General features: G+C 72.6%; 9 protein-coding genes. 5 read left to right on the top strand and 4 right to left on the bottom strand.

Going from position 1 to position 13,520, the window contains the following annotated elements:
- Positions 1 to 139: 139 nt before the first annotated feature.
- Positions 140 to 2,722, top strand: coding sequence for a PD-(D/E)XK nuclease family protein (locus HPS36_RS14815; protein WP_173230744.1), 2,583 nt, complete (start codon positions 140 to 142; stop codon positions 2,720 to 2,722).
- Positions 2,719 to 5,604, top strand: coding sequence for a UvrD-helicase domain-containing protein (locus HPS36_RS14810; RefSeq protein WP_173230743.1), 2,886 nt, complete (start codon positions 2,719 to 2,721; stop codon positions 5,602 to 5,604). The genes HPS36_RS14815 and HPS36_RS14810 overlap by 4 nt, the downstream gene beginning before the upstream one ends.
- A gap of 63 nt (positions 5,605 to 5,667) precedes the next feature.
- On the opposite strand, the gene HPS36_RS14805 is transcribed toward HPS36_RS14810, so the two are convergent.
- Positions 5,668 to 6,432 carry a response regulator receiver protein gene (locus HPS36_RS14805; RefSeq protein WP_173230742.1) on the bottom strand — a complete coding sequence of 255 codons (765 nt, stop codon included), beginning with the start codon at positions 6,430 to 6,432 and terminating at the stop codon, positions 5,668 to 5,670.
- A 48-nt stretch (positions 6,433 to 6,480) separates the two neighbouring features.
- Complete coding sequence (locus tag HPS36_RS14800) at positions 6,481 to 8,589, bottom strand: PAS domain S-box protein (RefSeq protein WP_173230741.1); 2,109 nt, start codon at positions 8,587 to 8,589, stop codon at positions 6,481 to 6,483.
- A 193-nt stretch (positions 8,590 to 8,782) separates the two neighbouring features.
- Here HPS36_RS14800 and HPS36_RS14795 point away from each other — a divergent pair, with 193 nt between their 5' ends.
- Entirely contained in the window at positions 8,783 to 10,147 is a 1,365-nt protein-coding gene (locus tag HPS36_RS14795) for an MFS transporter (protein ID WP_173230740.1), read from the top strand.
- A gap of 8 nt (positions 10,148 to 10,155) precedes the next feature.
- Here HPS36_RS14795 and HPS36_RS14790 read toward each other — a convergent pair whose 3' ends face one another.
- Positions 10,156 to 11,262, bottom strand: a complete 1,107-nt coding sequence (locus tag HPS36_RS14790; protein ID WP_173230739.1) for a radical SAM protein — start codon at positions 11,260 to 11,262, stop codon at positions 10,156 to 10,158.
- 127 nt (positions 11,263 to 11,389) lie between these two features.
- Here HPS36_RS14790 and HPS36_RS14785 point away from each other — a divergent pair, with 127 nt between their 5' ends.
- Complete coding sequence (locus HPS36_RS14785) at positions 11,390 to 12,280, top strand: DMT family transporter (protein ID WP_173230738.1); 891 nt, start codon at positions 11,390 to 11,392, stop codon at positions 12,278 to 12,280.
- Between the two features lie 70 nt (positions 12,281 to 12,350).
- On the opposite strand, the gene HPS36_RS14780 is transcribed toward HPS36_RS14785, so the two are convergent.
- Positions 12,351 to 12,761: a DUF2249 domain-containing protein gene (locus tag HPS36_RS14780; RefSeq protein ID WP_173230737.1), complete on the bottom strand. Its 411-nt coding sequence runs from the start codon at positions 12,759 to 12,761 to the stop codon at positions 12,351 to 12,353.
- On the opposite strand from HPS36_RS14780, the gene HPS36_RS14775 reads away from it, so the two are divergent.
- Positions 12,760 to 13,500: a helix-turn-helix domain-containing protein gene (locus tag HPS36_RS14775; protein WP_173230736.1), complete on the top strand. Its 741-nt coding sequence runs from the start codon at positions 12,760 to 12,762 to the stop codon at positions 13,498 to 13,500. The genes HPS36_RS14780 and HPS36_RS14775 overlap by 2 nt on opposite strands.
- Positions 13,501 to 13,520 lie beyond the last annotated feature (20 nt).

Below are 13,520 nucleotides of genomic sequence, written 5' to 3'. Positions count from 1 at the left end.
CGTCGCCCGTGCCGGCGACGGTCACGCCGGATTCGAGCGGCCGATCCCGACCGCCGCCCGGCCCCCGGGCGTGACCGAGCCTGTGGGGTCGCGGGCACCTTCCGTATCTTTTTGTGACTCGTCCGTATCCTCCGTAGGCGTGCCTATTCGGAGAGCGAAACGGGCGGAGTCACTCTACGCGGCGGTCGAGGGGTACGACCTCGTCGTCACCCCCGACGCCCCCCTCGCCAGTGCGATCAACCGCCGCCTCGACCGCCCCCACTTCGGGACGTTCGCGACCACGCCGCGCCGCCTCGCCGCCGGCCGACGCGAACAGGCGGAGGACCGCCGGGCGTTCCTCGAACTCGTCACGCGGACGGACCGCGACTGGAAGGCGGTCGCGTACGCGGTCGGGAACGTGCTCCAGTGTTGGGAACACACCGGACGCCTCGACGCCGTCTTCGAGTACGACGCCTACGTCGACGACGCGACCCGCGAGGTCGTCGAGGCCATGCGAACGCTCCGGACCACCTCGAAGCGGCTCACCGAGTACGAGATCGACGAGGGGCGGTCCGTCGCCGTCGTCGGTCACGACCAGCTGACCGCGCTCGAACGCGGCGTCCTCCCCGAGTCGTTCGACCGCGTCGACCTGTTCACCGACGAGGCGTTCGACGCCCCGCCGTTCCACGTCTTCGAGTCGGCGACGGACGTCGTCGCCGCGCTCCTCGAGACGGTCTCCCCGAGCAACGCCGAGAACGTCGCCGTCGTCCTCGACGGCGGGGGGCGGTACTCCTCGCTCGTCGAGTCCGCGTTCGAGGCGGCGGACGTCCCCTTCTACGGCGGGCCGGGGTTCGCCGACGACCCGCATCACCGGGCGTTCGTCCGGCTCCTCCGCCTCTGCTTCCGGGGCTCCGAGACGACCGTCGGCGACGCCGCGCCGGTCCTCTCGCAGTTGGGGATCGACGTTCCGGTCGCCGACCGCGAGCGGCGCGTCGAGGCGGTCGACGGGCCGGGCGCGGCGTGGCTGCGGTCGTTCCGCGACGCGGCCGCGGACCGGACGTTCGCGGCGGCGCTCGACGCGTACGCGACGGAGGCCGGCGTCGATCTGAGCCGCCTCGGCGAGGAGCTGCGGCGCTTGGGGCTCGCGGACGAGCCCGTGACCGAGGGCGCCGTCGACCGGCTCGCGTACTACCTCCAGACGTACGAGGTCCCGGTCGACACCGACAACGAGGGGGTCCTCCTCGCGGACGCGAAGTCGTCCGCGTACGTGGACCGCCCCGTCGTCTTCCACCTCGGCATGGGCGAGGAGTGGACGCACTCGGCGCCCCAGCGGCCCTGGGTCGACACCGAGGCGCAGTTCGACCGCTACGTCGCCGACTTCCAGCGCCTGCTCCAGAGCGGCGACCGGCGGTACTACCTCGTCCAGGACGCGGCCGGCGGGGAGCCGGTCACCTCGTGCCTGTACCTCGGGGACCTCCTCGACGACGAGTTCGAGCGGTTCAGCGACCTCGATTCGGTCGAACACCGGCGCCGCCCGCGGCCGACGGGCGGGGGTTTCGACCGGCAACCGACCGACGTGGACCCGCAGTCGGTCGAGACGGTCAGCCAGTCGGCGCTCAACAGCTACGTCAACAGCCCGCGCGACTACCTCTTCGACCGGCTCCTCGACGCGCCGGACCGGGAGCGGTTCGTCGAGGGGAACCTCTTCCACGACTTCGCGGAGTTCTACGCGAACCACCCCGACGCGGTCGCCGCGGCCGACACCGGCGACCTCGTCGACGCGATGCTCGCGGAGACGGCGGCGTTCTTCGCGGCCGACGACGAGCCGCTCCGCCGCCGCACGTACCGCGTCGGCATCGAACTGATAACGGCGTACCTCGACGAGGAGGCGCCCGAGTCGGACGACTTCCTCACGCCGGCCTCGGGGTGGGGGACGAACTTCTTCGCCGACTACTTCGACCAGCCGGTCGACTCGCCGCTCACCGAGCGCTGGTTCGAGGACGCGTCCCTCGGCCTGAAGGGGAAGATCGATCTCGTGCGGTCGCCCACCCACCTGCTCGATTACAAGAGCGGGCGCAGGAAGCGGGCCTCGCAGGTGGTCGGCGGCGCGGCGACCGACCCGCCGGCGGACGCGCCGAACTTCCAGGCGGCGCTGTACCTCGCGTACTACCGGTCGGTCCGCCCGGACGAGCGGCTGGAGTTCACGTTCTTCCACTTCCTCGAACCGATGGCGGACGTGATCGCGGGCGAGGCCGACCTCGACGACGCGCTCACGACCGTCACCTACCACCCGGTCGCGTTCGACGAGTACGTCGCCTCCCGCGAGGCCTACGAGCGGCTGTTGGACGGCTACGCCGACTGCCGGGAGACGTTCGCGGACCTCGGCTACGAGGCGTACGAGGAGGTCCTGACCCCGCTGACGTTCCCCGAGACGACCGACAGGGGCGAAGTGCGCGACTCCGCGTTCGCCGCGCGGTTCACCGACGCCGTCGACGCGGCCACCGCGGCGGGCGTCGATGCCGAGAAGGGCGTCGACCAGGCGATCCGGGAGCTCAACGGCGCCCGCAGGCGGGCGTTCTTCCGCGAGGACCTGGACGCCTTCGAGTCGTTCGTCGACGAGCGCCTCGACGAGCTCAACGACCGACGCGCCGGCGAGGAGCGGTTCCCGGTCGACGGGCTCGGGGGCGAGCCGAACTACCGGCGCGTGGACAACCGCGACCTGCTGCTGGAGGGCGACCGATGAGTGAGCCGACGCCGAACGACGCGCAGCGGGAGCTCATCGAGGGCACGGAGGGGACCTACCTCGTCGACGCCGGCCCCGGGACGGGGAAGACGTTCGCCGTCACCCGCCGCTACGGCCGGATCGTCGACCGGCCCGAGACGGACCCGGACGACGTGCTGCTGGCGACGTTCACGCGGAGCGCCGCGACGGAGATGAAAGAGCGGATCGTCGACCGCAGCGCCTACGGGCTGCGGGAGCTGGCCGACGCCCCGATCCGGACGTTCCACTCGCACTGCCACGAGCTGCTTCAGGAACACGGGTACGCCGCGCCGGCGCACCTCGGCATCGACGAGCGGATCACGGGCTCGACGCGGATCCTCGACGACGAGCTGATCGAGGCCGAGCGGTTCCGCGAGTTCTTCGGCGGCTTCCGCGACGACCACCCGGAGCACGCTGACTTCTACCGCGTGCTCTCGTCGCCGGACGAACTGCTCGACCTGATCCGGGAGCTCGCCTCGAAGGGAGTCTTCCCCGCCGCGGACGGCTGGTACCGCGACGGCGAGTCTCACCTCGACGGGGACTTCGAGGCGTTCAAAGAGCGGTTCGACGCGGCGAACGAGCCCCGCAACGACGGCCGGAAGCAGTCGGTCCTGCGCGAGGACCTGAGCCGCTTCGGCCGCGACAAGACGTACCGCCCGGACGCCCCCTCGAAGTCGGCGCTCCGGGGCGGTCGGGGGACGAAGCGACTCGACGACGACGTGGCCGATGCGGTGTTCCGCGAGGACCGCGAGGCGCTCAAGGCGTTCGTCCACGACGCCTACCTCGGGTACCTCCGGTTCGCGCTGCGCCGCAACTACCTCAGCTTCAGCTTCCTCCAGCTGTTCGCGTTCGTCCTCCTGTGCGAGGACGAGCGCGTCCGGGAGGCGGCGGCGTTCGAGTACGTCATGGTCGACGAGTTCCAGGACACGAGCGAGGTCCAGTTCAAGCTCGCGCTCCTCCTGTCCGCGACGGACAACCTCTGCGTCGTGGGCGACTGGAAGCAGAGCATCTACTCGTTCCAGTACGCCGACGTGGACAACATCCTGGAGTTCGAGGGGCGGCTGGACCGGTTCGCGGCGGACCTCAACGCCGACGCGGATCGCGTCCCGTTCGACTCGCCCGACCCGACCCGGATCGAACTGCGGGAGAACTACCGGTCGACGGCGTCGGTGATCGACCTCTCGGAGCGGGCGGTCGCGACGCCGGCGTCGAGCGGCGAGACCGTCGAGGCCCCCCTCGACGACGTGGTCGAGCTCTCCGCGAACGCCGCGTTCGACAACACCGTGATCGAGGGGATCCGCCACGAGGACGAACACGAGGCCGTCCTCTCGAAGGTCCAGGAGATCGTCGGCAACGACGACTACGCCGTCGAGGGCGAGGACGGGGAGCCGCGCCCGCCGGAGTACGGGGACGTCGCGGTGTTCACGCGGACCCGCGACTACGGGCGGGAGCTGCTCGAAGTCGCCGCGGAGCACGACTTTCCGGTGGCGTACGACGGCGGGATCGAGCTGTTCCGGACCGACCCGGCGAAGCTGCTGCTCGCGTGGCTCCGGATCCTCGACGCGGACGCCGAGCGCGGCTGGGCGGTGGTGCTCGAACGGATCGGCTACGCGGTCGACGAGATTGACCACATCCTGGAGACGGGGTCGTACCCGGCCGGGCCGGCCGAGTTCCGCGACGAACTCCGCGACCTGGAGTCGGTCGGAGCGGTGGCGCGCCGCGTCCTCGACCGCTACGGGTTCACGGGCGACGTCGCGGACGTGCCCTTACACACGGTCCAGTCGGTCCACGACTCGACGACGGCGACGCGCGGCGACCTGATCCGGCACATCGAGCGCGGCGTCGAGACCGGCGGCACGGTCGACGTCAGCGCGTCCGCGGGCGACGACGCGGTGACCGTTCAGACGATTCACACGGCGAAGGGGCTGGAGTATCCGATCGTCGTCATGGCGAACATGAACGAGGGGCGCTTCCCGCCGCGGGCGGGCGGGTCGAGCGTCATCCAGTTCCGGGACCCGGTCGGGCTCCGCCGGCGGAAGGTCTACTCGGAGGACGGCGCCCACCCGCACGTGTACGACGACTGGCGGTACGACGTGATCAGGCGCTGTCTGCCGCGGGGGTACGACGAGGAGCGGCGGTTGCTCTACGTCGCGGTGACGCGCGCGGAGAGCCACGTCGTGTTCGCGGCCGGCGAGGACCCGAACGCGTTCCTCGACGGACTCCCGGTCGCGGTCGAGGAGATCGATCCCCGCGTGGAGCCGCTCGACCGCGGCGAACCGACCGACGCGGACCTCCCGTTCGCGGTCACGGCGCCGGACGGGCCGATCGGTCACACGCCACACTCGCTGATAGACGAGTCGGTGTTCGAGGACGCGGGCGAGCGACCGGAGCCCGGCCCGGAGGCCGACCCCGAGACGCGGGGGATGGACTTCGGATCGCGCGTCCACGACTTCGCGGAGGCGTACGCCCTCGGCGACGACGTGACGCCGTCGAACGACCACGAGCGACGGATCGTCGAGCTCCTCGACGGCCTGTCGGGCGACCTCCGGGTCGAGGAGCCGGTCACGCTCCCGGTCGCGGTCGACGACCGGCGCGTCACCCTCTCGGGGATCGCGGACCTCGTCCGCGTGACGCCCGACCGGGTCGAGGTGATCGACTACAAGACGGACGCGACGCGGCGCGCGCAGGCCGAGTACCGGAAGCAGCTCAGCGTCTACTACCACGTCCTCGACGAGTGGTTCGCCGACAGGCCGGTCGAGACGAGCCTGTTCTACACGAGCGACGGGACCCGCGAGCGCATCGATCCGCTCCCGATCGAGGAGCTCCAAGACCTCGTCCGCGCGGCCGAAGCGGCGCGGGACTGACCCCGAGCGGTCCGTGCCCGCTGGGCGGCCCTCGATCGTAGGCGAGCCCCGGGCGCCTCCGGGTCACCCCTTGAACGAGCTGACGCGCCGGTGGCTGGGGTCCGCGCGCATGTCCACGTGGCCGCAGTCGCCGCACCGCCAGACGTACGCGCCGAGCTTCTCGGCGGCGTCGCCGTCGCCGCCCGACGCGGTCCAGTCGCGTTCGCACCGGGCGCACTCGTCCGGGCGGTACTTGCTCTCGACCGACGCCGCGTCGTCGTCGTCGACCTCGGGGACCGCGATCGACTCCGCGACGGCGCGGACGTCCTCGTCGCGCATCCGCGGCCGGATCCCCTTCAGGTACTCCCGGAGCCGCTGGGCCCGGTCGAGGAGCCGCTCGTAGCGCTCCTCGTCGGTCGGGTCGCCGTCCGCCCGCCACTCGTACACCGACAGCAGGACCGTGGTGCGGTAGTACTTGTCTAACAGTAGGTGGTAGTTCGCGCGGTGCGACAGCGTCTCGACGCGCTCGACGAGGTCCTCCTCGAACACCGGTCGTTCGATCGCCTGGTGGTAGCGCCGCGGACCGGGCTCGGACTCGTCGCGGTCGCGGACCCCGAGGACGCGGCAGTGCGGCGCCGCCGATTCGACTCGATCGAGGACCGGTCCCGGGTCGCCGCCCCCGAACGAGTCGTCCAGCACGAGGACCGCGACCCCCGCGTCGAACGCCTCGTCGAACTGCGCGTTCGTCAGCGCCAGCCGGGAGTCGTACCCCTCCAGCCAGAGCCCGTAGAGGTCTGCCCTGGTCCGGTTCGTCTCACAGACGACCACCGTCGAAACCGGGAGTTCCATCCGGGTCACCCCCGGGTTCCGCGCGGGTCGGCTCGGTGACAGGTCATCTCACTCGTCCCGCCCCGCGGGCGCCGGCGAGGACCCGCGCATCGACTCGGAGAGGCGCCGCGGCTCGACGGAGAACGAGTGGACCGTGGCGAGGTCCTCGACGAGCGAGACGGCGCGCTCCACCGACTCCTCCGCGCGCCGGAGATCGGCGTCCGGGTCGTCGTCGGTCGCCGCGTCCAGCCGGTCCCGCGCCTCCCGGAGCGGGACGCCGAGGTCCTCGGCGAGCACCTCGCCGAACTCCGTCAGGTGGCGCTCGATCTCCTGTTCGTGCTCCTTCGACTCCGTCACGTCCTGGACGAAGCTGACCGCGTGCGTCGCCTCGCCGTCGCCGTCGACGACCGGCGCCACGTCCACCCGCCCCCAGAACGGGGTCCCGTCGGCCCGGTAGAGCACGAGCGTCGCGGAGCCGCGGTCGCCGGTCTTGACCGCCGAGGCGACGGCGTGGAGCCGGTCGGAGTCGGTGTCGTCGCCGGCGAGCGCCGACAGGCCCTCGCCCGCGACCGCGTCGCCGTCGTAGCCCGTGACCGACGCGAACGCCTCGTTGACGTAGGTGATCGGGCCGGCCGACTCGGCAGTCTCGTGGATCGCGACGCCGACCGGCGCGGTCTCGACCGCGCGGTTCTTCAGCCGGAGCTCGCGCTCCCGGCGCCTGCGCACGGTGATGTCCGTCGCGATGCCGACGATCCGCGTCAGCTCGCCGTCCTCGTAGACGCCCGACGACTGGTCGTGGACCCACCGGACCTCCCCGTCGGGTCGCACCACGCGGTAGGTCTCCTCGTAGGCGTCCGGGTCCTCGCGCTGCTCGGTCAGGGCCGCCTCGACCCGCTCCCGGTCGTCCGGGTGTATCGCCTCGACGAACGACATCGGGTCCGACCTGAGCGTCTCCGGCGCGCGCCCCCAGACGTCCTCGTAGGCGTCGCTGACGAAGTCCATCGACTCCTTGCCGGGGGTGGAGATCCAGATCACCTCGCCGGCGCTCGCCTGGATCTGGTCGAGCATCACCGCGCGCTCCTCGCGCTCCGTCACGTCGAGCGCGAGCCCGACGGCCCGGGTGACCCGCCCCGTCTCGTCGAGGGCGGGTTGGAGCCACGCTTCGAGGGTCGAGTCGCCGACCTCGACGAGCCCGTGTGCGGGCTCGCCGTCGAGGGCGGCCGCGACGTGCCGGCGCATCTCGGGCTGGTCCGCGAAGACCCCCTCCGCGGCGTCCCCCTCGGACACCCGGCGCCCGAGTCGCTCGGGGAGCGTCTCGCCGCGGACCGTCGAGACCGTCCCGTCGGCCTCGACCTCGAACAGCGTCAGCGGGGCCCTGTCGACGATGGTCTCGACGGCCTGTCGGAGCCGCGCCAGCCGCGCCTCGCGTTCCCGGCGCTCCGTCAGGCTGCGACCGATGCCGACGATCCCGCTCGGCGACCCGTCCGCGTCGGTGACGAGCGCCCCCGTGAACTCCACCGGGGTCGTCTCGCCATCCCGGGCGACCAGCTCCGCCTTGGCGGTCGCGCTGCCGGTCTCGACGACGGTCTCTATCGCGCCGGCGATCCGCTCCCGGTCGGCGCCGGCGAACAGCTCCAGCGCGTCCATCCCCGCCAGCTCCTCGTCCTCATACCCGGTCAGCCGGCTGAAGCTGTCGTTCCACCGCCTGATCGCCCCGTCGGCGTCGAGCGCGTAGAACGAGTCGTCGATGGCGTCGAGGAGCTGCGCCGTCGACTCCGCGCCGAGCCGGGACTCGGCCGGCGTCGCCGCGACCCCCTCCATCCGCCGCGCGAGCAGCGCCGTGTCGTCGACGCCGTCGCGCCGCACGAGGACGTCCGCCGCGCCGGCCGCGAGCGCGTCGTCGACCGCGTCGGCGTCGGCGACGACCGCCAGCACCGGGACGGTCGGCAGCGCGTCGCGGACCGCCGCGAGCGCCTCGACGCCGGCGTCCGGGGACAGCTCGCAGACCGCCAGCCGCGCGCCGGCCGCGTCCGCCGCCCCGGCGTCGGCCTCCGGTTCGTCGTACGACGCGACGCCGTCCGCGGCCGCGACGGCGGACGACTCCGCGGCCGCCTCGCGGACCCAGTCCGCGTCGGGGCCGAAGTGAACGACCGCGTCGCGCGTTTCCCGTCGGTTCATAGCCGCTATCGCCGGGAACGGGATAAAAACGCACGGCGCAAATTATCAGGCGTAAATACCTCGCGGACGACGCGCCGCGCGGGTGGCTTTTTGCCGCCGCGAACCCGACGAGGCGTATGCCCCGCAGTCCGCCGCCGCGCGGCCGCACCGGCGTCGCCGACCGCACCCGTCCGACGACCGCGGGGGAGCGCCGGTGACCGGCGACCGGGGCGCCGCCGACGCCGAGCGGTCCGGTGCGCTCGACGCCTTCCGCCGGTTCCTCGCGTTAGAGCGGGACGTGCTCGTGCTGTCGGTCGCGATGTTCGCGTTCAGCCTCGGCTTCCAGATGACGACCCGGTACCTCCCGGAGTACATGGTCGCGCTCGGGGCCTCCGGGTTCGTCGTCGGGCTCTTCGGCACGTTCGGCAACGTCATCTCGGCGCTGTACCCGTACCCGGGCGGCGCCGTCTCGGACCGGATCGGGTCGCGGTACGCGCTCACCCTCTTCGGACTGCTGTCGACCGCGGGCTTCGCCGTCTGGCTGGTCGCCCCGGCCGTCGGTCCGATCACGGCGGGCGGGCGCACCGTGGAGCCGTGGGTCTGGGTCTTCGTCGGCCTCGCGCTCGCGCAGGCGTGGAAGTCGTTCGGCCTCGGCGCGACGTTCGCGGTGGTCAAGCAGGCGACGGCCCCCTCGCGGCTGGCCGCGGGGTTCGCCAGCACGGAGACGTTCCGGCGGACGGCGTTCCTGATCGGCCCAGTGCTGGCCGCCGTCCTCATCGGGCTCCGCGCGGAGTTCACCGCCAGCTTCCGGTACGTCCTCGCGGTCGGGGTGGCGGTCGGCGTCCTCGGGACTGCGGTCCAGCACGTCCTCTACGACGCGAGCGGCGACTCCATCGGCGACTCGTTCGCCGGGCTCGACCGGATCCGACGGGACCTGCGGGAGATGCCGGCGCCGCTGCGCCCGCTGCTCGTCGGCGACACGCTCGTCCGGTTCGCGAACGGGATGGTGTACGTGTTCTTCGTCCTCGTGGTCACGCAGTTCTTCCAGGTCGGCCTCGACACCACCGTCGCGCTCGGCGGGTTCTCGTACGCCGTGGACCTCTCCCCGCAGGCGTTCTTCGGCTACCTGCTCGGCGTCGAGATGCTCGTCGCGCTGCTGATCATGGTCCCGGCCTCGAAGCTCGCGGAGCGCGTGGGGCTCAAGCCGGTCGTCGCGGCCGGCTTCGCTGTCTACGCCGTCTTCCCCGTCGTGCTGATCTACGCGCCGGCGCTCGCGGGGTCGGCGCTGCCCCTGTCGGCGGTGATGGTCGCGGTCTTCGCGTTCTCCGGGGTCCGGTTCGCGGGGCTGCCGTCGCACAAGGCGCTTATCATCGGCCCGGCGGAGCGCGGGTCCGGCGGCCGCGTCACCGGGACGTACTACCTGCTCCGGAACGCGGTCGTGATCCCGAGCGCCGCCGTCGGCGGGTACCTGTGGGACTTCGTCAGCCCGGAGGTCGCGTTCACGGTCGCGGCGGTCATCGGCGTCGTCGGCACCGGCTACTTCCTTGCGTTCGGCGAGGAGTTCGAGGCGTACGCCTGACCCCGAACTCAGTCCGCCGGCTCGGGACGCTCGCCGTCGTCGCCGGCGCGCTGCCGCTCCGGAAGCGCCCCGTCGTAGCCCTCCGGGACGTACGGACAGAGGGGGTCGCTTCCGGTCGGGTCGCCCGTCGCGGCGTACGCCCGCGACCGGCTCCCGCCGCAGACGTGGCGGTACTCGCAGGCGCCGCACTTCCCCGAGAAGCCGTCGGGGTCGCGGAGCGATTCGAAGAGGTCGGCGTTCCGGTACACGTCGACGACCGACCGGTCGCGGACGTTCCCCGCGGACTCCGGGAGGAAGCCCGACGGGTACACCTCGCCGGTGTGGCTCACGAACGCGAACCCGCGGCCGGCCGTGATCCCGCCCCGACGGCCGGCCGCGCCGTCGGCCTCGCCGTCGGTCGCGCGCTCGACGCCGACGCGGCGGTAGAACGGCGCTTCCGTGGTCTTCACGCCGAACCGCTCCTCGTCGGACACCTCGTGGAGCCACGCCATCACGTCCTCGGCGCGCCCGGGGTCGACCGGGTCGAGGACGCGGCCGCGACCCACCGGGACGAGGAAGAAGACGCTCCAGAGGACCGCGCCCAGGTCGCGGACGCGGTCGCGGATCGCGGGGAGGTCGTCGACGGTGTCCGCGCAGACCGTGGTGTTGACCTGGAGCGGGATCCCGGCGTCACGGGCGGCGCGCGCGGCCTCGACCGTGTCCGCGAAGCTCTCCTCGCCGCGGAACGCGTCGTGACGCTCGCGGGTCGGGCCGTCGAGGCTGAGCGCCATCCGCGCGATCCCGGCGTCGGCGAGGTCGCGGACGCGCTCGGGCGTGAGCGACCGCGTCCCGCTCGGCGTGATCGTCATCCGGAGGCCCAGGTCGTCGCCGTACGAGACCAGCTCCGTGAGGTCGTCGCGCGCGAGCGGGTCGCCCCCGGAAAGGACGACCAGCTGCCCGTCGCCGAACGCGGCGGCGTTCTCAAGGAGTCGCTTCCCCTCCGCGGTCGTCAGCTCGTCGGGGTGCCGCTGCGGCCTCGCGTCGGCGCGGCAGTGCCGGCACGCGAGCCCGCAGGCCTGCGTGACCTCCCAGACGAGCACCAGCGGCCGCCGGTCGGTGTCGAGGTCGTCGAACATCGGTCGCGCGACGGTACGGTCCCGATCCCTTTGGGGTCGTCCCCGAACGTGTTCCCCGGCGGGAGCGGCGCGCGAATGCGGAGGCGGTTCGACGGGTATTTCGCGGTCGGCGGCGACCTCCGCGTGAATGAGTCGCTACCGGACGGCCGGCCGCTTCCTCCTGCTTTGCGCCGTCTGGGGGACGGCGTTCATGGCGACGGACGTCGGCCTCGCGGACCTCCCCCCGGTCCCGTTCGCGGCCGTGCGCTTCGACGTCGCCGCCGCGCTGCTGTTCGGCGGCGTCCTCGCCTCGGGGACGGACGTTCGCCCCCGGACCCGCGACGACTACGTGTACGTGCTCGTCGGCGGGGCCCTCATCATCGGCGCCCATCACGCGTTCCTGTTCGCCGGACAGCGGTACGTCACCGGCGCCGTCGCGGCCGTCCTGTTGGGCCTCGTCCCCGTGGTGACGCCCGCACTAACGCGGCTCGCGTCCACCGACGCGGAAGTCACCGCCGGCACCGCGGTCGGCGTCGCGCTCGGGTTCGTCGGCGTCGTCGTCATCGCCGACCCCGACCCCGCGAACCTCGCGGACAGCGTCCTCGGCGTCGCGCTCGTGCTCGCGTCCGCGCTCGCGTTCGCCGTCGCCGCGGTCGTCACCCACAGCCGATCGCCGTCGATGCCGTTCGTCGCCACGCAGGCGTGGATGATGGCGGTCGGCGCGGCGGTCCTCCACGCCGCCGTGCTCGCGGTCCCGGGCCAGTCGTTCGCGACCGCCGCATGGACCCCGTCCGCGCTCGGCGCCGTCGCGTACCTCTCCGCGGTCGCCGGCGTCGGGGGGTTCCTGCTGTACTTCTCGCTGCTGGACGACCTCGGTCCTGTCGAGATGAGCTTCATCGAGTACGTGATCCCCGTGTTCGCGGCGCTGGCGGGCTGGCTCGTGCTCGGCCAGGCGGTGACGGCCGCGACCGTCGTCGGGTTCGCCTTCATCCTGGCGGGGTTCGTCGCCGCGAAGTGGCGGGCGCTGCGCGGGGGATAGCCGAACGCGCCGCCGCGCGCGACGCCGGAGACCGTCGCGTCAATCTCGAATGGTTCGTCCCATCAGGCGGCTACGTCGCGGTCGCGTCGCCGGCGCCTGAGTCGCCCTCGGCGGCCCGCTCGTCCGCCGCGGCCCGCCCGCCGTCGGCCGGCCAGATGGCGGTGACGGTCGCCTCCGTCGCGTCCGTCTCGACCGCGGCGTAGGCGAACCCGCGGTCCTCCAAGCGCGGGAAGAGGAACTGCGGGCTCCGGTCGTTGTACTGGACTAACACGTCGCCGTCGCCGAGCGTCTCGACGCGTTCGAGCGTCTCGCGCAGCGGCTTCGGCGGACCGAGCGTCCGCACGTCGAGGGCGACCGTCTCCCCCTCGGTCGGCGCGTCCGTCCGCTCGGCCACCGCCCGTTCGACCGCCGCGGAATCGCCGGGTTCGGAGCTCATGTGTCGATCGACGAACCCGGTCCCCGGGTCGTTTGTGACGAACATGTTCCGGCGAGCGCGGAGCCGAAGGTACTTCCACGCCGGCGCCGAACGGGCGCGCATGGCACAGGCACGCCTCCGCGTGGACATCCCTGACGGCCCGTGGGTCGGCGACGTCTCGCGGGAGTTCCCGGACGCGCGGTTCCAGGTGATGACCGCGACCCCCGACGACGGCGCCGGGTTCGCGCTGGTCCGGATCACCGCCGACGACACCGACCCGATCCTCGACGCCATCGACGACCACGACACGATCACCCACTCGTCGGTGATGGCCGAGGACGAGGGCATGGTGACCGTCCAGGTCGAGGCGCTCGTCCCGCTGCTCCAGACGGTCGCGCGGCGGGCCGGCGTCCCCATCGAGATGCCGGTCGAGATCCGCGACGGCGTCGCCCGCGTCGACGTGACGGGCGACCACGAGCGCGTCGCGAAGTTCGGCGACGCCCTCCGCGACGTGGGCGCCGACTTCGAGGTCGAGTACGTCCAACAGCGCGTGAACCCCGGCGGGTCGCTCACGGAGCGCCAGCGCGAGGTCCTCTTCGAGGCGGTCGACCGCGGCTACTACGACGTGCCCCGCGAGACCACGCTGACGGAGGTGGCCGACCACGTCGGCATCGCGAAGTCCACGTGTAGCGAGGTGCTCCAGCGCGTCGAGCGCACCATCGTCCGGGAGTTCGTCGACGACCTCCCGCGCCGCCCGGTCGACTTCGAGCAGCCCGAGGACGACGGGATCGAGCGGATCCAGTAGCGCGGTCGGAAACCAAGTCC

The sequence above is a fragment of the Halorubrum salinarum genome (assembly GCF_013267195.1).
Lineage (GTDB): Archaea > Halobacteriota > Halobacteria > Halobacteriales > Haloferacaceae > Halorubrum > Halorubrum salinarum.
This window is presented reverse-complemented; position numbering and strand designations above follow the sequence as displayed.